At 42.9% G+C, this 21,905-nt stretch carries 22 protein-coding genes; 9 read left to right on the forward strand and 13 right to left on the reverse strand.

Annotated features, from left to right (window positions below; genetic code table 11):
- The first annotated feature begins 8 nt into the window (after positions 1–8).
- Positions 9–2,522: a M14 family zinc carboxypeptidase gene (locus ACOOE0_RS18200; RefSeq protein WP_420400327.1), complete on the forward strand. Its 2,514-nt coding sequence runs from the start codon at positions 9–11 to the stop codon at positions 2,520–2,522.
- Positions 2,523–2,528: 6 nt separating this feature from the next.
- Complete coding sequence (locus ACOOE0_RS18205; RefSeq protein WP_420400328.1) at positions 2,529–4,106, forward strand: amidohydrolase family protein; 1,578 nt, start codon at positions 2,529–2,531, stop codon at positions 4,104–4,106.
- Between the two features lie 64 nt (positions 4,107–4,170).
- On the opposite strand, the gene ACOOE0_RS18210 is transcribed toward ACOOE0_RS18205, so the two are convergent.
- Together ACOOE0_RS18210 and ACOOE0_RS18215 are read right to left on the reverse strand one after the other, a co-directional pair.
- On the reverse strand, positions 4,171–4,317 hold the full coding sequence (locus ACOOE0_RS18210; protein ID WP_420400329.1) for a hypothetical protein: 147 nt from the start codon (positions 4,315–4,317) through the stop codon (positions 4,171–4,173).
- 2 nt (positions 4,318–4,319) lie between these two features.
- Entirely contained in the window at positions 4,320–4,556 is a 237-nt protein-coding gene (locus tag ACOOE0_RS18215) for a hypothetical protein (protein WP_420400330.1), read from the reverse strand.
- A gap of 327 nt (positions 4,557–4,883) precedes the next feature.
- Here ACOOE0_RS18215 and ACOOE0_RS18220 point away from each other — a divergent pair, with 327 nt between their 5' ends.
- Both ACOOE0_RS18220 and msrA read left to right on the forward strand, forming a co-directional pair.
- Positions 4,884–5,567, forward strand: a complete 684-nt coding sequence (locus ACOOE0_RS18220; RefSeq protein WP_420400331.1) for a metal-dependent hydrolase — start codon at positions 4,884–4,886, stop codon at positions 5,565–5,567.
- Positions 5,568–5,641: 74 nt separating this feature from the next.
- Positions 5,642–6,322 carry a peptide-methionine (S)-S-oxide reductase MsrA gene (gene msrA / locus ACOOE0_RS18225; protein ID WP_420400332.1) on the forward strand — a complete coding sequence of 227 codons (681 nt, stop codon included), beginning with the start codon at positions 5,642–5,644 and terminating at the stop codon, positions 6,320–6,322.
- Positions 6,323–6,486: 164 nt separating this feature from the next.
- On the opposite strand, the gene ACOOE0_RS18230 is transcribed toward msrA, so the two are convergent.
- Genes ACOOE0_RS18230 through ACOOE0_RS18240 form a run of 3 tightly spaced genes read right to left on the reverse strand, consistent with a single transcriptional unit; the run spans position 6,487 to position 9,056 of the window.
- Positions 6,487–7,956, reverse strand: coding sequence for a hypothetical protein (locus tag ACOOE0_RS18230; protein WP_420400333.1), 1,470 nt, complete (start codon positions 7,954–7,956; stop codon positions 6,487–6,489).
- The gene (locus tag ACOOE0_RS18235; RefSeq protein WP_420400334.1) at positions 7,928–8,530 is read right to left on the reverse strand and encodes a hypothetical protein; all 603 of its coding nucleotides are present in this window, start codon (positions 8,528–8,530) and stop codon (positions 7,928–7,930) included. The genes ACOOE0_RS18230 and ACOOE0_RS18235 overlap by 29 nt, the downstream gene beginning before the upstream one ends.
- The gene (locus tag ACOOE0_RS18240) at positions 8,514–9,056 is read right to left on the reverse strand and encodes an RNA polymerase sigma factor (RefSeq protein WP_420400335.1); all 543 of its coding nucleotides are present in this window, start codon (positions 9,054–9,056) and stop codon (positions 8,514–8,516) included. Before ACOOE0_RS18240 ends, ACOOE0_RS18235 begins: the two co-directional genes overlap by 17 nt.
- Before the next feature lie 126 nt (positions 9,057–9,182).
- Here ACOOE0_RS18240 and meaB point away from each other — a divergent pair, with 126 nt between their 5' ends.
- Genes meaB through ACOOE0_RS18255 form a run of 3 tightly spaced genes read left to right on the forward strand, consistent with a single transcriptional unit; the run spans position 9,183 to position 12,124 of the window.
- Positions 9,183–10,274, forward strand: a complete 1,092-nt coding sequence (gene meaB / locus ACOOE0_RS18245) for a methylmalonyl Co-A mutase-associated GTPase MeaB (protein ID WP_420400336.1) — start codon at positions 9,183–9,185, stop codon at positions 10,272–10,274.
- A gap of 34 nt (positions 10,275–10,308) precedes the next feature.
- Positions 10,309–11,271 (forward strand): glycosyltransferase family 2 protein, encoded by a 963-nt coding sequence (locus ACOOE0_RS18250; RefSeq protein ID WP_420400337.1) that lies wholly within the window; start codon positions 10,309–10,311, stop codon positions 11,269–11,271.
- Positions 11,252–12,124 (forward strand): lysylphosphatidylglycerol synthase transmembrane domain-containing protein, encoded by an 873-nt coding sequence (locus ACOOE0_RS18255; protein ID WP_420400338.1) that lies wholly within the window; start codon positions 11,252–11,254, stop codon positions 12,122–12,124. The genes ACOOE0_RS18250 and ACOOE0_RS18255 overlap by 20 nt, the downstream gene beginning before the upstream one ends.
- On the opposite strand, the gene ACOOE0_RS18260 is transcribed toward ACOOE0_RS18255, so the two are convergent.
- The 6 genes from ACOOE0_RS18260 to mazG all read right to left on the reverse strand — a co-directional run bounded on the left by ACOOE0_RS18260 (position 12,121) and on the right by mazG (position 18,466).
- Complete coding sequence (locus ACOOE0_RS18260; RefSeq protein ID WP_420400339.1) at positions 12,121–13,779, reverse strand: ArnT family glycosyltransferase; 1,659 nt, start codon at positions 13,777–13,779, stop codon at positions 12,121–12,123. The genes ACOOE0_RS18255 and ACOOE0_RS18260 overlap by 4 nt on opposite strands.
- Positions 13,776–14,345 carry a phosphatase PAP2 family protein gene (locus ACOOE0_RS18265; protein ID WP_420400340.1) on the reverse strand — a complete coding sequence of 190 codons (570 nt, stop codon included), beginning with the start codon at positions 14,343–14,345 and terminating at the stop codon, positions 13,776–13,778. The genes ACOOE0_RS18260 and ACOOE0_RS18265 overlap by 4 nt, the downstream gene beginning before the upstream one ends.
- Positions 14,346–14,348: 3 nt before the next feature.
- Entirely contained in the window at positions 14,349–14,576 is a 228-nt protein-coding gene (locus ACOOE0_RS18270; protein ID WP_420400341.1) for a hypothetical protein, read from the reverse strand.
- Between the two features lie 31 nt (positions 14,577–14,607).
- Positions 14,608–15,978: an MATE family efflux transporter gene (locus ACOOE0_RS18275; protein WP_420400342.1), complete on the reverse strand. Its 1,371-nt coding sequence runs from the start codon at positions 15,976–15,978 to the stop codon at positions 14,608–14,610.
- Positions 15,979–16,047: 69 nt separating this feature from the next.
- The gene (locus ACOOE0_RS18280) at positions 16,048–17,625 is read right to left on the reverse strand and encodes a sulfatase (RefSeq protein ID WP_420400343.1); all 1,578 of its coding nucleotides are present in this window, start codon (positions 17,623–17,625) and stop codon (positions 16,048–16,050) included.
- Positions 17,626–17,692: 67 nt separating this feature from the next.
- The gene (mazG, locus tag ACOOE0_RS18285) at positions 17,693–18,466 is read right to left on the reverse strand and encodes a nucleoside triphosphate pyrophosphohydrolase (RefSeq protein WP_420400344.1); all 774 of its coding nucleotides are present in this window, start codon (positions 18,464–18,466) and stop codon (positions 17,693–17,695) included.
- Positions 18,467–18,569: 103 nt separating this feature from the next.
- Here mazG and ACOOE0_RS18290 point away from each other — a divergent pair, with 103 nt between their 5' ends.
- Both ACOOE0_RS18290 and ACOOE0_RS18295 read left to right on the forward strand, forming a co-directional pair.
- A complete protein-coding gene (locus ACOOE0_RS18290) occupies positions 18,570–19,241 on the forward strand; it encodes a GDSL-type esterase/lipase family protein (RefSeq protein WP_420400345.1) in 672 nt (223 codons plus the stop codon).
- Between the two features lie 2 nt (positions 19,242–19,243).
- On the forward strand, positions 19,244–20,824 hold the full coding sequence (locus tag ACOOE0_RS18295; RefSeq protein WP_420400346.1) for a family 20 glycosylhydrolase: 1,581 nt from the start codon (positions 19,244–19,246) through the stop codon (positions 20,822–20,824).
- 3 nt (positions 20,825–20,827) lie between these two features.
- On the opposite strand, the gene ACOOE0_RS18300 is transcribed toward ACOOE0_RS18295, so the two are convergent.
- Together ACOOE0_RS18300 and def are read right to left on the reverse strand one after the other, a co-directional pair.
- Complete coding sequence (locus ACOOE0_RS18300; protein WP_420400347.1) at positions 20,828–21,262, reverse strand: DUF5606 domain-containing protein; 435 nt, start codon at positions 21,260–21,262, stop codon at positions 20,828–20,830.
- Positions 21,263–21,314: 52 nt separating this feature from the next.
- Complete coding sequence (def, locus tag ACOOE0_RS18305; RefSeq protein ID WP_420400348.1) at positions 21,315–21,905, reverse strand: peptide deformylase; 591 nt, start codon at positions 21,903–21,905, stop codon at positions 21,315–21,317.

Below are 21,905 nucleotides of genomic sequence, written 5' to 3' on the forward strand. Positions count from 1 at the left end.
TTCCGAACATGTTGAAAAAACTACTCTTGGCAGTACTTTTTACAGGTACTACAGTTTCAGCACAAGACTATTTCCTCAAAAAATACCATCCTTTTAATTCCGATGTTCCCTCGCCCGAAGAGTTTCTGGGCTACCCAATAGGTCAACACCACACCCGTCATGATTTGATCGTGTCATATTTCCAAAAGCTCGCGGAAACTTCCGATAGAGCTAGCATCCAAGAATATGGAAAAACGCACGAAGGTAGAAAATTGATCATGCTAACGGTCACGTCTCCGAGCAATCTGAACAATTTGGATCAAATCAAAAGTCAGCATTTGCAGTTTGTGGATCCAAATCAAAGCCCTACCAACTATGGTGAAGTACCCATCTTCATCAATTTAGGGTACAATGTGCATGGGAACGAGCCTTCCGGAGGAGAATCTGCATTGTTAACGGCTTATACCCTTGCCGCATCCAACCACCCAGAGATCCTCAACTACATCAATAATGGGGTAATTTTTATTGACCCCACCATCAATCCTGATGGAAGGGACAGGCATACCCAATGGGCCAATATGTACCAGGGCAGTCCTTTAGTGGCGGATCCACAAGATGCGGAACACAATGAATACTGGCCTAGAGGAAGAACCAACCACTATTGGTTTGACCTCAATAGGGATTGGCTTTTGGGCATTAATCCAGAAAGTCGTGGCAAATTGACTTGGTACCACCAATGGTATCCCAATGTGGTCACGGATTTTCATGAAATGGGCACCCAAAGTTCCTATTTCTTTGAGCCGATGAAAGACAACGCTTCCTGGGATCCCATAATGCCCAAGGAAAATTATATCGACCTCAACAACCTATTTGGGGACTACTTCGCCAAAGCCTTGGACAGTATTGGTTCGTTTTACTTTACCAAAGAGGTATTTGACGGGACTTATCCTGGATATGGTTCCTCCTACCCCGATTTACAAGGTGGATTGGCTTTGTTATTTGAGCAAGCCAGTTCAAGAGGCCATAAACAAACCACGGCATTTGGGGAAATCACCTTCCCATTTACCATAAGAAACCAATTCGTCTCAAGCATGGCAACGGTAAAAGCTGCCGTGGAAAACAAAGCGCAATTAAGGAAATACCAACAGGATTTCTTCAAAAGTGCGTTGACCAATGCTTCCAAAAGTAGAGTCAAAGGCTATACGTTTAGGGATGACCATGATCCAAATAGGGTCAAGGCGTTTGTAGATAAATTGCTCCTCCATAAAGTGGACGTTTACCGCTCTGGAGGCCAATTTGTGGTTCCTACAAGACAACCTCAATATCGAATGGTTCAGACGATGTTCGAAACTTATGAAAAGTACCGGGACAGCGTATATTACGATGCATCGGCTTGGTCTGTGGCCAACTTTTATAACATGAAATACAAGCCGGTGTCCAACCTAAACTTAGGAGAGCAAATCACCTCCTTGGATAATTTGGTAAATCCCAACGGGGTGTCAAAGACGGATTATGCCTATATCATTGATTATGATGACTACAACGCTGTCGCCGCGTTGCATTATTTACAGTCTGAAGGTTTAGTGGTATCGTCATCTTTTAAACCCTTTACAGCAAAAACTGTAACTGGCAATCAAAGGTTTAATTATGGGGCTTTGGTTGTGGCAGTCAGTCTTCAGAAAAAGGACTCCGATGAAGTATATAAGCTAATTCAGCAAGCCCAAAAGAAATTTCAGGTGCCCATTTATGCAGCGGCTACGGGTTACAGTGCTGCGGGAATCGATCTGGGGAGTAGATACGTGGAGCCTATTACCCAACCCAAAGCTGCCTTGTTGATAGGGCACGGTGTCCGCTCTTACGACGCTGGAGAAGTCTGGCATCTTTTGGATACCCGAGTGCACATGCCCATCACCAAAATTCCAATGCGCAACTTTGGAGGGGCCAATTTGGACAAGTACAATACCTTGGTCATGGTGTCCGGGAACTATGATTTATCCAAAAAGCAGCAGGAAAAAATCAAAAATTGGGTTAGTAAGGGGAATACCCTGGTAACGATTGGAACAGCTTCCAAGTGGGCCATTGAAAAGAAGCTTGTTAAGGAACGATTGACGGAGAAGGAAGAGGATTCCACTAAGACGGTAGTAAGAAAACCCTATGTGGATGCTCCTGAATATCTGGGCAAAGAGAGCGTTGGTGGAGGAATCTTCAAGGTGGATTTGGATATTACCCATCCCCTGGCCTTTGGATATCACGATAGCTCTATCCCAGTATACAAGAACAATTCGGTTTGGTTGGCTCCAAGCAAAAATGAATATGCGACCGTGGCCAAGTATGCCAAAAACCCACATATTGACGGTTTCATTACCAAGAAAAACATGGAAGACTTCCTAAAACCCTCCGCTTCCTTAATTGTAAGTAAAGTTGGGAGTGGAAGAGTGGTTCTCTTTGCGGATAATCCGAATTTTAGGGGGTCTTGGTATGGCACCAATCGACTTTTCCTAAACGCACTGTTTCTAGGTGATAAAATTGAAATTCCAGAATAAGATATCATGAAAAAACTGCTGATCCTTTTGCTTCTCTGCAATAGCTTCCTGGCTTTAGGACAGGATAATCTCAGTGAAGGCCCCTTTCCACAACTTATCATACGTGGAGTCACCCTAATCAATGGTAACGGAGCACCGCCAAGAGGGCCCATCGATATTGTGGTTGAAAACAACAAAATTGTGGATATCCAAGTTGTGGGTTACCCAGGGGTCAAGATTGATGAAAGTAAAAGACCTCAACTTAAAGCAGGTGGCAAAGAGCTGGACTGCGAAGGTATGTACCTTTTACCGGGGTTTGTGGATATGCACGGCCATATTGGCGGTGTGGCCCAAGGCGCAGATTCCGATTATGTCTTTAAGCTTTGGATGGCCCATGGCATTACAACTGTTAGGGAACCCGCGGGAAGAGGCATTGCTTGGACTTTGGATCTTAAACGGAAGAGCGAAAAAAATGAAATCATTGCTCCCAGAATCCAGGCTTATACCGCATTTGGACAAACCACCAAAGATTTTAACCCTCTGGACAACGGTCCCATTAGTACCCCAGAACAAGCAAGAGCATGGGTGAGATCCAATGCCAAGCAAGGTGCGGATGGTATCAAGTTTTTTGGGGCAGCTCCAGAAATTATGGCCGCCGCTCTGGACGAAAACAAGAAATTGGGGCTGCGTTCGGCTTGCCACCATGCCCAAATGGACGTAGCACGATGGAATGTGCTGCATTCTGCCAGGGCAGGGCTTACCAGTATGGAACACTGGTACGGGCTTCCCGAGGCCTTGTTTGAAGACAGGACGGTACAGGACTATCCCTTAGACTACAATTATCAAAACGAACAACATCGGTTTGAGGAAGCGGGAAAATTATGGGAACAGGCGGCCAAACCCTATTCAGAACATTGGAACAAGGTAATGGACGAATTAATCGCGCTGGACTTTACACTAGACCCCACTTTCAACATCTATGAAGCCAGTAGGGATCTACATAGGGCGCGAAGGGCAGAATGGCATGAGGATTATACCCTGCCAACCCTTTGGACCTTCTACCAACCCAGTAAAATATCACATGGCTCTTACTGGCACGATTGGGGCACAGAACAGGAAGTGGCCTGGAGAAACAATTATAAACTATGGATGACTTTCGTCAATGAATATAAGAATAGAGGCGGTAGGGTCACCACAGGTTCCGATTCCGGATTTATCTTCCAGCTTTATGGTTTTGCCTATGTTCGGGAAATGGAATTGTTACGGGAAGCTGGGTTCCATCCGTTGGAAATTATTCGCTCTGCCACCTTAAACGGGGCAGAAGCATTGGGTATGTCGGACCAAATAGGTACCGTGGAAGTCGGAAAATTGGCAGATTTTGTGGTTGTTGACGAAAATCCCCTAAAAAACCTGAAAGTTCTTTACGGCACAGGAGCCGTGAAACTCACGGAAGATAACAAAGTTGTTCGTGTGGGCGGGGTTACCTATACCATCAAAGATGGCATTATTTACGATGCGAAGGGGCTTTTGCAAGACGTAAAGACAATAGTACAGCAGCAGAAACAAAAACTAAACTACAAAATAAAGCAACCGGGATTAGAATGATGTCCATAACGGGGGTGTGTTGATTAGATATTTCTAAAATAGGTGAATAAGCAGGTGCAATGGCTTAAAAATCGCTCTCCTGCGATTTAATCCGATTAAGCGTATCCGTATTGGATTCTGGCCTTCTTTTGCGCAAAGAGAACAAAATGGATGCCACCACAAAGGCGGTACTAAGAAATAAAGCAAATGGTATTGCGATTTCCAATATCATGATTAAGCCAATTTAGACTTGTTTCTTTTAGTTCTGAAAGAAAGTGCTTTCTTGATTCTGGAGTTCTTGAACATATATAGTCTAGCTACTTCGCTATCCTTTTTAGTCTCTTCCTGAATCTCAACATTCAATTCAACACCTACAGTAGTAGTTTCTACTTTTACCTCTTTGGAAACGTTTTGCGCCATAGCTACAGTTCCGAAAAAGACGATTGCGATGATGGTTAAAATTGCTTTCATGACTTGGGTTATTTTTACATGGTAAAGTTACCTTGGGGTCTATCCGGCTCAGATTTTCATCGCTTAACCCTCCTTTTTTTTCGGTGTGGGAACTTTTTTCGGCTGAAGTGTATTTTATCCTCGATGAAAGATTTCAGGCAAAAAAACAGGCTGCCGATAGCTTGTGCATTTCATCGATATTCCTAGGAATAGCAGCTGATACAGACCATGCACTTCATCTGGTTTTTTGGTGAAATCATCGGATGAAAGTTTTGGGTCAATACCGTTTATTTCATAATTTCAGGTGCAATTCGTGAACCCTAATCCCGATTTTTTGAATCTTCCATTATGAAAATTACTTTTCTCGGCCATGCAACCATCCATCTTGAGATTGGCGACTCCAAAATCATTATTGATCCATTTATCAGTGGAAATGAATTTGCCTCTCACATCGATGTGAATACCATTGCGGTAGATTACATATTATTGACCCATGGCCATCAAGATCATGTATTGGATGTGGAGACTATTGCAAAGAACAATCCAGATGCTCTGCTCATTTCCAATTTTGAAATCGTACAGTGGTTTGCCGAAAAAGGAATCCAAGGCCATCCCATGAACCATGGAGGTAAACACAATGTGGAATTTGGAACCCTAAAATATGTGAACGCCATTCATTCCAGCGTGCTCCCTGATGGTACGTATGGGGGAAACCCTGGAGGGTTTGTTATAAACTCCGGTTCAAAAACCATCTATATTGCTGGAGATACCGCTCTTACAATGGATATGAAATTGATTCCCCTCACCTCACCATCGGTAGACCTATGTATAATGCCTATTGGTGACAATTTTACCATGGGATATGAAGATGCCGCAATGGCTTGTGATTTTGTGGAATGTAATACATTGTTGGGCTGCCATTATGATACTTTCCCACCCATTGTATTGGATAAACAAGCCGCCAAATCCTATTTTAAGGCCCAAGGCAAGGAATTGTTGCTTCCAGAAATTGGGGAAAGCATTGAGATTTAGTTTTTAATTAACCTTGAACTATAGTAATGCGCGCACCTTCTGCCCGACCAACAAGAAAATTTAAGTTTACAATAATGAAAGTAATTCTCTTTGCGATGCTTTTCATCGCTTCTACGGGTTGTAAGCCCAAAACTATACAACAGGATAAGACGGTTGCCGTTACGCAAGAAAAAGTTGAAAAAACACCTGTTGCCGTGCAGAAGGACCTTCAAAATTATGAAACCGCTTATTTTGCCAGTGGTTGTTTTTGGTGCGTTGAGGCCATTTTTGAGAGTGTCAAAGGTGTCGCAGAGGTACATTCTGGGTATTCAGGAGGTTTTGAGAAAAACCCAACTTACGAGGAAGTGGCCTACGGAAGAACGCATCATGCAGAGGCGGTGGAAGTATACTATGATCCTGAAGTAATCAGTTTTACCGAATTGGTCCAGGTATTTTTTGGCTCACATGACCCTACTTCACTAAATAGACAGGGACCTGACAGGGGTGCCCAATACCGTTCCATTGCATTTTATAAAGACAAGGAGCAGAAAAACATCATTAAGAAATATATAGAAACCTTGGAAGCTTCCAAGGTATATGGGAGACCCATTGTGACCCAGGTGGTGAAATTCAATAAGTTCTACAAAGCCGAGGACTATCACCAGGATTATGAGAAGAGGAATCCGAACAACTCCTATATCAGGAATGTGTCCATCCCCAGATTAAACAGGTTCAAAGAGAATTTCAAATCGTACTTAAAGGAAGAAAGCCACTAACCTATTGCTTGACTAAACCAGTGCTTCTTCTAAGGAATGGAGAATTGAAAATGGAAAGTGGAAAAGGGAAAATTGAAGGCAGTTGGCTAATTGCCTAATGAGAGTTGATACTTGGGATTTGGGATTTGAACTTTTTGACTTTTGACTGTGCTTGTCACATTCGTCTATTGATCTAGCACTACTTCGCTATACTTGGAATTAATGTTGATGGTTTTATCACCTTTATTGTTGATGTGATAGCCTTTGTGCACTACGGTATTGTAATTCTTGGAACTGTCCATTTGTAAACTTTCAGGAAACTCGAAGTCAGACAAGGTCTCATTCACATAGATAGCAAAAGGTACATTGGGCAATCCGAAATCCACTTCTCCGTTCTCCACAGTGATATCAATATTGGAGAAGGAATCCGCCACAGATTCAATATGTACCGAACCCAAGTTATTGGTAACAAAGATCTTGTTCACTAATTTATCAATGGAAACCCTGGAGGAAACGGCATTCAATCTCAGTTCCTTTACTTCTTTAAGGTCCACTTTTTCCGAAAAATCCGTCTTTAACTGACCATAATTCCATTTTTGGACCACAACAGGCGTATAGGACGCCCTAATATCGGTTCGGTCGCCATCGATGGTTGAAGCAAGCAAGCTTGCATGGGACAAGCTTGCTTTAATGTTTTTGGTATTGGCGGAAAGTTTTACCTCCCCATGCCGAACGTTCATTTTTAACTTCACCGACTTCGGCATTTTAATCTTGATACGTTTTTTCACCTTGTACTCTCTATGCTCCCCGTCATCCGAAGAAAAGTAAAAGATGTTGGAATCATCGTCTCCTCGAATGGTAAAGGTTCTACTCTCTATGATCTGTTCCCTCTGCTTATGCCGATGCTCCCTTTGTTTTGCCCTAGCTTCTTCGCGGACTGCCCGTGCCTCATCGCGTACCGCTCTAGCTTCTTCCCGCAGGACTTTACGTTGCTCCATAAGGGCTTCACGCTGCTCCATAAGAGCCTCCCGCTCTTGCTCCCGCTCCTCGGACATTTCCTTTATCCTTTCGCTCCATTCCTCCAATTTCTTTTGGTAGTCTTTGTTGAAACTCTTGTCGAATGATTTTTTCCATTCCTTCAAATATTTATCCCCATCTTTTTTATAGGCATCATAATCGAAATTTGTAAAAGGTACAGGGGGTAATGGTGGTAGTTCCGGCAACACGAACACCTCTGGCAATTCAGGAATTTCAAGCTGTTCAAAAATGGGTTCAACCATAGGGGCATCCGGAATCACAATGTCAAAATCTCCTAAATTCATATTTCCCGAGGTAACTATGCTATAATCACTCCCGCTGGTCTTAACTTGAATCTCCTTGCTGTTCCCCATAATTTTTACAGCATCCTTTTTAAAGTAGTTTTCAGCTTCTTCATCCGAAGCGCCATCCAGCTCCACTACCGCTGTAATTTCAACCGCCGGCTTGTCCCAAGTTTCAAACTCAATGTCGGCATGTTTGGTGTCAATGTTCAACACCGTTTCATCGCCCACATTGAAGGTCTCCTTGTAGGTTTTGGTTTTTTCCTGTGCCTGGCCTATAAAGCTGGCCAGAAACAGGAGGAAAACACTAAATAATATTGGATTGATTCTGTTCATTTTTTGATGATTTTAATTGATTCAACTTTGATTTTAACTTCTGTAACAACTGCAAGCGTATTTGCAGGTTTTTGATCAAGGCATTGATGGTCTGGTCATTGGGTCCAACACTATTCAACTCTTTATTTAATGCCTGATATTCTTCGTCCAATTGGACCAACTGATCCATAAAACTGTGAATGATCACTTTGTTTTCTTCGGAAAACTCCAATTCGGACAGTTCTAGGTTAATGTTGGTCAGGTAATAATTTTCAATTTTTTGTAAATCCGGGGAAAGGTCTCCCAACGAGATGGTCTGGATTTCGGTTTCATCAGAATCGGTTCCCGCCACTTGTCCATTGGAATCAGGGTCAACAGGGCTATTACTGCCTAAAAAGTAAGCCCCAAGGGCAAACACCACCGCAATGGAAGCCGCTATTTTTAACCAGAACATCCCCTTGGACTTTTTAGCAACTACCACTTCTGGGATTTCCTGCTCCAATTTGGACAAAAACCGGTCTTCATGTCCTTTCTTCATGGAATAGGTCTTCTGCTCCCTTTCCTTTTCGAACATTTTTCTAAGATCCTGTGCCATAAGCTACATCTTTAAGTTTTTCTTTTAACTGTGCTTTCCCCCTCAGTAATCGGGTACGTGACGCGGTATCGGAAATTCCCAAAATCTCCGCTATTTCACTGTGGTCGTACCCCTCTATCAAAAACAGTTGTACCACGTACCTATATTTTTCAGGCAAGCCATCCATCGCTTTTTTGACCCTTTCCAAGGTTACACCATCATCCACACTCCAATCCTCATCATCACTTACATGTAAGTGTCCTTCGTTGAGCTCTACCTTTTGTTGGTGTTTCGATTTTAAAAAGTCGATGCACCGATTTACCACAATCCGTTTCAACCACGCCCCAAAAGTGACTTCGCCCTTAAACTGGTGAATGCGCTGAAACGCCTTGATGAAGGCTTCCTGTACCATGTCTTCTGCATCATCCGCATCTTTGACAAATCGTACAGCTACTGCATACATACCCTCGCAATACTGCTTGTACAATTGCATCTGCGCCTTGCGGTCGTTTGCCTTACATTGTTCTACCAGTTCAATTTGAAACATGGAGAGTTAAAGGTTTGGTGTTTTCGTTGTTTGCATTAAGGACGATACAAATTTGGGCCCGTTGCAAAATAGTGTCGTTTTACAGCTTTTTTAACAAAAAATGGGAAATCCCACGATTCGGTTGCCATGGGAAAACTTTATACCTTCGTACAAAACCTAAGTATTCTGCCCTTGGCCAGCGAAAAAAGCATACCTGAAAATACTGTTTCCAAAATTAAACAACTCCGAAGGCAGGAAATCCCGTTAGAACAAATGATTGATGGGATTTTGGAAGGTAATAAAACCATGCTTTCCAAGGCCATTACCCTGCTGGAAAGTTCCAATCCGGATCATTTTGCAAAGGCCAACGCTGTAGTGGAAAAATGCCTTGCCAAACCAAACCAAAGCATTAGAATTGGTATCACAGGTGTCCCGGGCGTAGGTAAAAGCTCGTTTATTGAAGTCCTGGGCAAAACCCTTACCGGTCTTGGAAAAAAGGTAGCTGTTTTGGCTGTGGATCCCACAAGCACCTTGAGCAAGGGAAGTATTCTTGGGGATAAGACCCGCATGCAATCACTTTCCAAGGATACCGATGCCTTTATCCGACCTTCTCCATCAGGCGAATCCTTGGGTGGGGTGGCACGAAAAACCAGGGAAAGCATTATTCTTTGTGAGGCTGCTGGATTTGATGTGATCCTTGTGGAGACCGTAGGAGTGGGTCAAAGTGAAACGGTAGTGCACAGCATGGTCGATTTCTTTCTATTGCTGAAACTATCCGGTGCCGGGGATGAACTTCAGGGCATAAAACGCGGGATTATGGAGATGGCGGATGCCATTGCCATCAATAAAGCGGATGGACATAACCTGCAGAAGGCCAAATTGGCCGAAACCGAATTTACCAGGGCCCTGCATTTGTATCCTCCAAAGGAAAATGGCTGGACTCCCAAAGTGCTACGGTGCTCTGCAATGGAAAACACTGGAATTCTGGAAATTTGGGACATGATTCAAGAATTTGCCAACCAATCCATCCAAAATGGGCATTTTGACAAAAACAGAAAGACCCAAAACAAAAATTGGTTCCTACAAACCGTTGATGAGGAATTGAAGCAGTTTTTTCATCAGAAAAAGTCATTTAAATCCCAAAGGGACAGCTTGCTCAAGGATATCGAATCCAACAAAATCTCACCCTTTTATGCGGCAAAAACCTTGTTGACAAGCCTGACCCAAGAACTTAAATAAAAGAAGTAAATTTGCTCCGTCTATAAGCCAATTCATGAGCACTGTTACCGATTCCTTTCTGTCCATTGTGGTTCCCTTGTACAATGAAGAAGACAATGTGGTTCTTTTGACGGAGAAAATCCATGAAAGCCTTAAGGGGTACCACTACCAAATCATTTATGTGGACGATTTTTCCAAGGACAAAACCCGTAAGGTGGTCAAAGGAATGGATGATTCCAAGGTACACCTCATAGAACTGAAAAAGAATTACGGTCAAAGCTTGGCCTTGGCGGCAGGAATTGATTATGCTGAAGGGGAGTATATCATTACCATGGATGGCGACCTTCAGAACGACCCATCCGACATTCCCAAAATGTTGGAGGAAGCCATTTCGGGAGATTATGACGTGATTACCGGTATCCGGCAAAAGCGAAAGGATTCCTTGGTCAAAAAAATCCCTTCCAAAATTGCCAATTTCTTGGTGCGAAGGGTCACAAAACTGGACATTAAGGACAACGGCTGCGCCTTAAAAGTTTTTACTAAGGACATTGCCAAAGGATTGAATCTTTATGGGGAGATGCACCGTTTTATTACACTGTTGGCGCATTTGGAAGGTGGACAGATCAAACAGGTTCCCGTAAAGCATCATGCGCGGCATGCTGGGGTTTCCAAATATGGTCTTGAACGTGTTTTCAAAGTAGTGGCGGATATGATGTTGCTGCTTTTTATTCGGAAGTACTTCCAACGGCCCATCCACCTTTTTGGAATTTTTGGGGTATTGCTGATCATCTTGGGAATCTTCATCAACATCTACCTCTTAATCGTAAAGCTTGGATTTGGTGAGGACATTGGCACCCGACCTCTTTTGATTTTTGGGATGATGTTCATTCTGGGGGGCATTCAATTGTTTACCATCGGTATTGTAATGGAGCTGTTGATCCGCACCTACTATGAATCCCAACAAAAAAGACCGTACCGGATCAAAAAAATAAGCATAGGTGACGGAAAAGCTGCGTAAAAGACTCATCACCGTACTGAAAATAGTTGTCAGTGCCGCCTTGATCTATTTTATTTTCACCAAAATAAACCTGAAGGATGTTGTAAGCACCTTAAAGGATAGCAAGCCAACATATCTTTTTCTTGGCATTATGCTATTTATACTGTCCAAGGTTTTGGCGGCCTTTAGGCTGAATCTTTATTTTCATCAAATAGAGGTACGGATTACTCAGTTCAGCAACCTAAAATTGTACTTGCTGGGTATGTTCTATAACCTTTTCCTTCCCGGAGGTATTGGAGGCGATGCCTACAAGGGCTATGTGATCCAAAAGAAATACCAATCCGGTACCAAAAAAGTAGTGGGTGTATTGCTGTTGGATCGTTTAAGCGGAATGCTCCTTATTTTTATCTATATCTGCATTTTGGCGATGCTGCTTCAGCAACCCATATTTCAAGATATCAAATGGTTGGTTGCCTTCTGTATCCCGTTGTCCCTGTTCACATTTTGGTTGCTCAACAAAAAGTTTTTCAGTTTTAGTTTGCCCGTATTTTGGAAATCTCTGGGATATTCGTCCTTGGTTCAAGGCACCCAATTGATTTGCATTCTTTGTATTTTAAAATCCTTGTCCATAAGTTGGGATGTTGTGGAATACCTCTTTGTTTTTCTGGTTTCATCCATAGTTTCGGTGATTCCATTGACCATAGGAGGTATTGGAAGTCGGGAAGTCACTTTTCTTTATGGCGCAAAGTGGCTGGAATTGGATGCCAACACATCCATAGGTATTAGTTTCGTGTTTTTCTTGATTACTGCTCTGATTTCCTTTTTCGGGATAGTCTACCACTTTAAGAAACCTCAACTGGAAATGGTTTCTTAGTCCAGCTGAACCAAGTGCATTTTGTTCAATTTCTTTACCCTAGTGTTGGGATTTAGAAATTTCAGTTGTAGGCGCGTAATTCGGAATTGGTCAACCGTAATTTGCTCATGCCAATGATATCCAGAATTGACCATCTGTTCCAGTTCAGCGTCTGTAGCATATATCCAGATTCCCTGCTTGTCTTCCAATTCCGTGATGGGAACGATTTTTACGGGATGCTGGTTATAGAAATCCAAAGCCCAGGTATGCCTTTCAGAAATCTTATAAATTTCATCAACCGGTATCTGTTCCTTTTCCACAATCCCAGCCATGGTAGAGCCTGCTTGATAGGTCAACAAGTTCGGATAAAAATGCATGTTCAACACCGCATTTAGCAGCATGGAGCTACAAACCGAAATGGTTATAATTCGTAGATAATAAACTTCGCGCTTTAAGCAGAAATAAGTAATAATTCCCAAAAGGGCTATTAAAAGGAAATAGCAGTAGGTTTTTTCAAATCGAAATGCATAAAAACAGATGAGTACCGTGGTTATAAAAACCAAACTCAAGATAAAATACTGAATCCCCAGTATGATTTTGATCACTTTACGTTTCTGGAATTTATACAGCTTGTATAGATAAGAAGCGGATAAAATGGCATACAAGGGAATCAAAATATTGATGTAATGCGGTAGCTTAAATTGAGCCAAGCTTATCAGGAAAAACAAGATGGTAATCCCACCCAAGGTCAGGAATTCAAACTGGCGATGGTACTTAAATCGCATTTTTATAAAAACCTTGACTCTACTCCAATAGCCCATTAATGCCAAAACGGTCCAAGGCAAGAAGACCCACAGGAACGTATGGAAAAAGAAAAAGAAATCGCTGCTGTTTTTCCCAACTCCTTGACCACTCATGCGTTCAAAACTCTGTTCCCATAGAATAAAAAAGATGCCGCTTCTATGGTCCCTGCCTCGAATCACTTTTTCCGGGTGTAAATCGAACTGCAGATAGTATGCATACAGCATGGGAGCAATGGCAATGGCAAAAACCAGCAGGGCCAAGAAAATCTTCCAATTCAATAATCGGTTCCATTTTCTGGTATAGGCCAAATGGCAAAGTAGTGCCATACCAATCACAACCAACGCAATTTGCCCTTTGGTGGAAAAGGCCAATCCAGCTCCCAAAGCTCCCAACAATACATGGGTCAATGTATTCTTCTCAACATACAAGGCCAATTGCCATATCGCAAAAATGGAAAAACCGGTCAATACAGCATCCGTACGGACATCAATTCCAGAAAGAACAATGGTTTGTGCCGTCAGAAATATTATGGCTGAAAGCTTGCCAACATCCTTATTATAGAGCAATTTCCCGAGTCCAAAACAACTATAGGCTCCCAAAAAGATGGCCAGGACACCTGGGATTCTATACGCCCAATCATGAATACCGAACAGCTTATAGGAAAAGGCAGCGAGCCAATAATGCATATGGGGTTTGTCCAGATATTCCTCAGTGCCCTTAATCAGTGTGAAAAAGTCATTTTCCTGCACCATTCGCATGGCCATTACTGCAAATTGGGCGGAATCATTTTCAAAAAGGGTCACAAAGAGACCGGCAATGTACACCACTAGAATCAATGCTATTAAAAACCAATACCTTACAGAAGATATCATGTACCCATTTTTTGGAAGGCAAATATAGACAACTTGTAAAATACCCAACCAAAGAAAGCCCCAATGGCTGCACCAGTGAGTACGTCCAAAGGAAAATGGACACCAATATAAATTCTACTGTAGGCTACAATTATTGCCCATAGGATCATTATCCAACCAATAAACTTAACCTTGCCCTTAAACAACAACGCAAAAAATGTGGCTGGAGCAAAGGAGTTGGCCGCATGGGCGGAGAAATAACCAAATTTGCCGCCACAGTAACTTTTTACCAAACGCATAATGTCACTGATTTCTGGGTCATGACAAGGTCTCAACCTACCAATGCCATACTTAAAGAAATTGGAAAGTTGGTCGGTGCAGGTAATCAGCAAGGCGATGGCAACTAGTACCACCAACGTCCTTTTGGTTCCAAAATTTTTAAATACCAAATACAACAAGAAGACATAGAGTGGAGCGGAATTCCTGGTTCTGGTCATGAACATCCAAAACCCGTCCCAAGTCTCGGTTCCAAGTCCGTTGAGGTATAAAAAAAGCTCTTGGTCCAGCTGTAGGAGTTGTTCAAGCATCTATTAATCGTTGTATCTGGAAACTTCCCGATCATAAAAAGCTGTGGCAGCTTCTATCAAATTTTCTGCTTCCGCAGCCAATTCTGCCTCATCCTCCTTGGAAAATTCCTCCAACCACTCCACTTCATCATTTTCAAGATTGATTATGAATCTTGGATACTCTGTATGAACGATAAAAATGGAATCAGGATGATCTGTATTATCTCCCAACAAAAATTTTGGTAATTCCATGCGTTTGTTTTGAATGCGAGGTATTAAAGTCTCAATTGGTTCTTATCAACTTTTTGGTCAGATAGTTAAATCGAATATACAACATTACAGCTGATGCCGTCAGCCCCAACAAAAGCCCCAACCAAATGCCCGTACTTTTTAATTCCGAAAACAACCCGAAATAATACGAAACCGGAAACCCTATCAGCCAATAAGCCACAAAGGTGATAAAGGTTGGTATCTTAACATCCTGCAAGCCCCTAAGCGCCCCTAGGACAACTACCTGAATTCCATCCGAAATTTGAAAAAAGGCCGCTACCAACAATAATTTGGCCGCGATGATTATTACTTCGGTATTGTCCATTTGATTGACCATATCATCCACATCCAAATAAATGGTGGGCAACCAATGCCTACCTATCAAGAAGAGGGCGGCAAAAATAACTTCCAACAACAAGGTGAGAAAGAAAATGGATTGGGCAATCCGCCGTAATTCCCCAAACCTTCTAAGCCCTTTTTGGTTACCTACCCGAACCATTGCCGCAACGCTGAGCCCCATTCCCACCATAAAGGTCATACTACTCAAGTTTAATGCTATTTGGTTGGCAGCCTGCGCATTTTTGCCCAAAACCCCGCTCAACCAAATGGCCGCGGTAAAAATGGCCACTTCAAAAAACATCTGTAAGGCCGAGGGAAAACCCAAGCTTATGATTTTGTTGATGATCCTTTTTTCAATGTTCTTAAAATTAAATCCTGTCACGTAGAACTGGAATTTTTCCTTTCGCTTCAACAAAAACCAGATGTAGCCCACCATGATAAATCGGGATGCCAAGGTTCCAATTGCCGCCCCGACTATTCCCAGTTTGGGAAACCCAAAGGAGCCAAATATCAACAGGTAGTTGATCACAATATTGATGACATTGGCCAAGACCGTGGCATACATCGGGTATTTGGTCTGGGAAAGCCCTTCTGAAAACTGCTTGAACGCCTGAAACATAATCAAGGGTACCAGCGAAAAGGCTACCAATTCCAAATAAGGGATGGCCAGTTCAACCACTTCGGCAGGTTGCTTCATGTAGTGCAAAAATGGTTTGCATAGCAGGATAATTCCGAAGAGGGAAATTCCGAGCAGGGTACATAATACCAAACCGTGTTTCAGGGCACTTTTCCCTGCGGCCTTGTCCCCTGCTCCATCCGCCTCCGCCACCAAAGGGGTTATGGCCGTGGAAAAACCAATGCCCAAGGACATGGCTATAAACACAAAACTATTGCCCAGGGAAACAGCGGCAAGCTCGGCTGTACCCAGTTGGCCCACCATTATGTTATCGGCAAAGGCAACGAAAGTATGGCCCAACATTCCCAAAATAACGGGATAGGCCAATCGGAGATTGTACGCAAACTCTTTGGTATAGTTAGAGAGCAATTGAATGGGTTTAGGCAGCCAAATATACTGCTTCCCCAAACCTTAACCGAACCATTTTATGGATAAAAATTATTCAAAGGCCGTGGTCAGAATTTCCCGCATTACCGGATAATCTTTATCCAAATCCCCGTATTTGGCCCGCTCTCGGAGCAGCTGGTCCTTCATCTCGGAAATAATGGTCGTATACTTCTTGTCGTCAATCGCATTTCTGATTTCCCTGGGATCCTCCTGCAAATCGTAGAATTCCCACTGGGGCTCTGTACTTTCAGGTGTAGTTCCTTTTTTTCCCAGGTCCTGACCATAGAAAAGTGCCAGTTTGTACCGATCATTTCTTATTCCAAAATGGGCAGGTCTCACCGGATTGTGCAACCAATAACGATAGTACATTTGCTTTCTCCAATCTTCCTGAGGCTGGCCTTCCAAGATAGGGCGAAAACTCTCCCCCTGCATGTAAGCAGGTTTTTCAATTCCCGCGTAATCAGCTAGCAACGGAGCAAAATCGATGTTAAGAATAATGTCGTCTATGCGCTGTCCTCCCTTTATTTTCTTTGGATATCGAATTACGAAGGGCATCCGAAGGGATTCTTCATAAATGAGACGTTTGTCAAAAAAGCCATGCTCCCCTAAAAAGTAGCCCTGATCTGCTGTATAGACCACAATGGTATTATCCGCGATTCCCTCCTCTTCCAACCAGTCCAATAATTTGCCAATGTTATCGTCAATTGCCGCTCCACAGCGCATAAAGTCCCTTACCAATTTTTGATAGATTTTTTTCCGCTTTTGAATACTATCCAGACCATCCAGCGGGTAGGGCAATCCAGGGTATTGCGTCCAGAATACGTCAGGGTTCTTGGTGGCTCCTTCCCATCTGTCCGCCAAACGTTCCAAAATCTGCCCTCCAAACGTTCTGCCAGTAGTCTCTTTCCCAAAATCCAATAAGGATTCCGGTTCTGGTATCTCTTCATTTTCATACAGATGGGCAAATCGTTTGGGGTATTCAAAAGGCTCATGGGTGGCCTTAAAATTACAGAACATCAAAAATGGCTTTTCCGTATCTCGTTGTTCCAAGTGCGAAATGGTCAAATCCGTGATCACATCCGTTGAAAAACCTTCATGGACGGTACCTTTGGTACTGTCGTATCCATCTACCCAATCCTCATCAGTTTTCATAATGGGGTTCCAATACAAACCTTGCCCAGGCAACACATTGAAATAATCAAACCCTTCGGGTTTCCCTACCAAATGCCATTTTCCAATTATAGCGGTTTGATAGCCATTTGCAGATAGGGTCTTGGCAATGTTAGGGTGGCCTTTTGGTAAGGGCTCGCTAAGTGTATATACTTGATTTACATGACTGTATTGGCCGGTTAATATGGCTCCCCTACTTGGTGTACAAATGGAATTGGTACAAAAAGCGTTGTTTAAAACCGCCCCTTCCCTAGCCAACCGCTCGAGGTTTTCATTTTGAACATAATCTTGGAGGATTCCACCATACAGTCCCCACGCCTGTGAGGTGTGATCATCAGATAAAATGAACAAAATATTGGGTTGGGATGGCACCTCTGACTCTACTTTTGATTTGCAGGATACAAGAACTGCCAACCCAAAAATGAATGGGAGAATTTTGGTTTTGGTTATGGATGTCATTTTCAAGGTTTTATTTTGAAGAGGCATAAAACTATTGAAAATTGTCGACTATTCCCCGTGAGATTTGTTAGACTTTTTTGGCCTCTTCCCAAAAAACATTCATTTCATCCAAGGTCATTTCCTTGAGCGTTTTACCTGACTCCTTTGCTTTTTGTTCCAGATATTGAAATCTCTTGATGAACTTTTTATTGGTTCTTTCCAAGGCATTTTCAGGATTGATGTCCAAAAAACGGGCATAATTGACCATGGAAAAAAGGACATCCCCAAATTCCATTTCCAAGCGATCGGCATTGCCTTGTTTCAATTCTTCTTGAAGTTCTGATAGTTCTTCCTGTACCTTTTCAAAAACCTGTTCGGGTTGCTCCCAATCAAATCCTACCCCGGCCACCTTTTCCTGTATTCTATTGGCCTTGACCAAGGCCGGCAAACTATTGGGAACACCTTGAAGCACACTCTTCTTTCCCTCTTTCAGTTTGATGCTTTCCCAATTTTGCTTTACCTCTTCCTCATCCTGCACTTTTACATCCCCATAGATATGAGGATGCCTATTGATCAACTTTTCAGCTATCCCATTCGCCACATCGCCGATATCAAAGTCCTGGGTCTCCGAACCAATTTTCGCATAGAATATAATATGAAGCAAAAGGTCGCCCAGCTCCTTTTTCACCTCCTCCAGGTCGTTATCCAAAATGGCATCGCCCAATTCATAGGTTTCCTCAATGGTCAAATGCCTCAGGGTCTGCATGGTCTGTTTTTTGTCCCAGGGACATCCAGCCCTTAATTCATCCATGATAGTAAGCAGCCGGTCAATGGCCTTTAGCTGCCCAGATCTTTCATTCATCTATAAAATTTTATCTAAAAGTACAAAGACCATACATTTAGGAAGACTGGTTTTTAGCTAATTTTGGACAACATGAAATTATTTATCAACAAGTTACATAGTCATGAAGTTTAGAATGAAGTCGCTCTTAATCGCAACCTTGTTTTTATTTGCCTTTAGCTCTGCTATGGGTCAGGAGTCCCTGCCCTTTTCGGGAGAGGTCAAAGAGGTTCAGGAAAATACCCGGAAAGTTTGGGACAGCTCCAAAAACACCATCGTGTTTACGGGCAGTTCCAGTATTCGAATGTGGAGAGATTTGCAAGAACGATTCCCGGAGTCGCATATTTTGAACACAGGCTTTGGGGGATCCCAGTCCTCCGATTTGGAGCATTTTCTGGACGAACTGATTCTGGATTACAATCCTTCGCAAGTGTTTATCTATGAGGGGGACAACGATATCAGCGCCAAAAAAAGCCCTAGGGCAATTATTGGGACCATGGAAGATATCCTGGGGGTGCTTCAAACCAGACGGCCAGAGATGGATATTGTATTAATTTCTGCAAAGCCCAGCATTTCCAGATGGCATTTGAAGCGGAAATATATGCGCTTCAACAAAAGACTTCGAAAACTGGCAGCACAAACCCCAGGGGTCCGATTCGCGGACGTTTGGAATGTGATGCTGAACAAAAGAAAACTTAAGAGAGATCTTTTTATTGAAGACGGACTGCATATGAATGTCAAAGGTTATGACCTGTGGCACCAAGTCCTTAAAAATTACGTAAACCATACTTTATAGTCATGAAATTAAGAGTGATTTGGATTTTTGTAGTCGTTGTTTGTTTGGCGGCTTGTCAACCTAAAAAGAAGGAAATCAATTTTCCTAAAACGGATCTGGCGGAAGTTGCCTTGATTCCAAAGCCGGTTAAAACCATTGCCACCAACAGCGCATTTGCCCTTGATGCCGGAACCGTTATTTTCACCACCCAAACAGACTCCAACTTTGAGGCAGTAGGCAAGTTTCTGTCCCAAAAGATCAAACTAAAAACGGGATTGAATCTGGGCGTAAACCACACCAATGACGAACAGCCCATGGAGCGTGTGGTATATATCAACCAATCAGATAGCGAGGACCTGAAAAGTCCTGAATCTTATCAACTCTACATTAAAAAAGATTCCATTCTGTTAAATGCCAAGACTGCTGCTGGAGCTTTTAGAGGGATTCAGACGCTGCGCCAACTCATTCCCGAACAGACCAACGATACTTTAGTGGACCATCCACTTTGGTTAATTCCCACGGGAAAAGTGCTGGACGAACCCAGATATGCATATAGAGCTTCCATGCTGGATGTTGCACGTCACTTCTTCACAGTGGACGAGGTAAAAAAATACCTGGATATTCTTGCTTACTACAAATACAACGCGTTACACCTCCATCTTTCAGATGACCAAGGTTGGCGTATTGAAATCAAATCCTGGCCCAAACTTACCGAAGTGGGCGGTGTCAGTGAAGTTGGTGGTGGTGAAGGAGGTTTTTATACCCAGGAGGAATACAAGGATATTGTGGCTTACGCCGCGGAAAGACACATCACCATCATCCCCGAAATAGACATGCCGGGGCATACCAATGCGGCTTCCTTAAGTTATCCCATACTGCATGCGGGTGGTAAGGCAGACACGCCCAGGGTGAGAACCGATATGTTGGTGGGCTATAGCTCATTTCATACACGAAAAGACACTGTCTACGCATTTTTGGATGACGTAATCCGTGAAATTGCTGCGATTACACCCGGGCCTTATTTTCATATTGGTGGGGACGAAAGTCATGTGACCAAAAAGAAGGATTATATCCACTTTGTGGAAAAGGTGGAGAAAATTGTGCTAAAGCATGGGAAGACGCCCGTCGGCTGGAACGAAATTGCACAGGCAGATATCAGTTCCTCCAGTGTCTTACAATTGTGGAACGAACCACATAATGCTGTTAAAGCCGCCAAGAATGGATCCAAAATCATTGTTTCTTCCGCTGAGAAAATGTACCTGGATATGAAATACGATTCCATTTCTGAATATGGACTAACATGGGCTGGAATGATCCCTGTTGATGTTGCCTACAATTGGGATCCCAACACCTTTTTGGAGGAACTGCCACAAGAAAGTATTTTAGGCCTTGAAGCGCCGCTATGGTCGGAGACCATTAGTAACAGTGCCGAATTGGAGTATTTGGCTTTCCCCAGGGCCATTGGTTTTGCTGAAATGGGTTGGTCTCCTGCTGCTCACAGAAATTGGGATGAATATAAACTAAGGCTTGCCCAACAGGTACCCTATTTATCTCGAATGGAGGTGAATTTTTACCCAACCAAACTGGTGGACTGGCCGGAATAAGATTTATTCTTCTTCGGATGATGAGGCCGTAACCTCTTCTTCTTTTGCTTCGGTGAAGTCTGTGATTTTGTTATCCAAAAGCAGGTTATACCACTGGATTATTTTCTTAATGTCGCTGGCATACACTCTATCTTCGTCATAATTGGGCAATATTTCAAAGAAATACTCCTCCAAGGCAATTTTCTCCGCTTTATGACTCACACTTGTTTTTTGGCCATTTTCCTTTTCCTTGATTTTGGAAAATACTTCCCTTAAAGGCACTTCCTCTTGCAGGGTGTAAATGGCAATCTCGGACAATACACTTACGTTGTTGCGCATGCCTACCGTTACCCGTTTTCCATCTAAAAGGGATTCGCCAACAAAACCAGTACGGGTTTGGGTTAACAGTTTGTAAAGACCAGGTTTTCCTGCAATTGATAAAATTTTGTCCAGTGCCATATTTTGGTTTTATGCGCGCAAAATTATGCTTTTATAGCTAACAGCATTTTTTTTAACGTCCTTTTTTGATATTCGGAAACCTCATTTTGTAGTCCACACTTATTTTTCCTTTGGAAATTTTGTCCAGCCTACTTTTTAGGAGCCTTTTCTTTAAAGAAGAAAGTTTATCCGTGAAAAGCACGCCTTGTATGTGGTCGTACTCATGCTGAATTACCCTTGCCAAAAGCCCATCGTAGGTTTCTGTGTGCGCCTTGAAATTCTCATCAACATAACTAATGGTAAGCTGTGGTTTACGCTTTACTTCCTCCCTAATATCGGGAATGCTGAGGCAGCCCTCATTAAAGTCCCATTCCTCACCGGTCTCATCCTCAATGGTGGCGTTGATAAAGACTTTTTTGAAGCCTTTTAATGCTTCCTGTTCTTTCGAATCCAGTTCCTCATCATCCGCAAATGGACTAGTATCCACCATAAACATCCGGATAGGAAGACCTACTTGGGGGGCCGCCAATCCAACCCCGTGGGCGTTATACATGGTCTCCCACATATTGGCAATCAGTTCCGGCAATTTGGGATACGCGTCAGTGATTTCCTTGGCTACTTTGCGCAAAACGGGGTCCCCGTAGGCTACAATGGGTAAAATCAT

Source organism: Flagellimonas sp., from assembly GCF_965215805.1.
In the GTDB taxonomy this organism is placed as follows: domain Bacteria; phylum Bacteroidota; class Bacteroidia; order Flavobacteriales; family Flavobacteriaceae; genus Flagellimonas.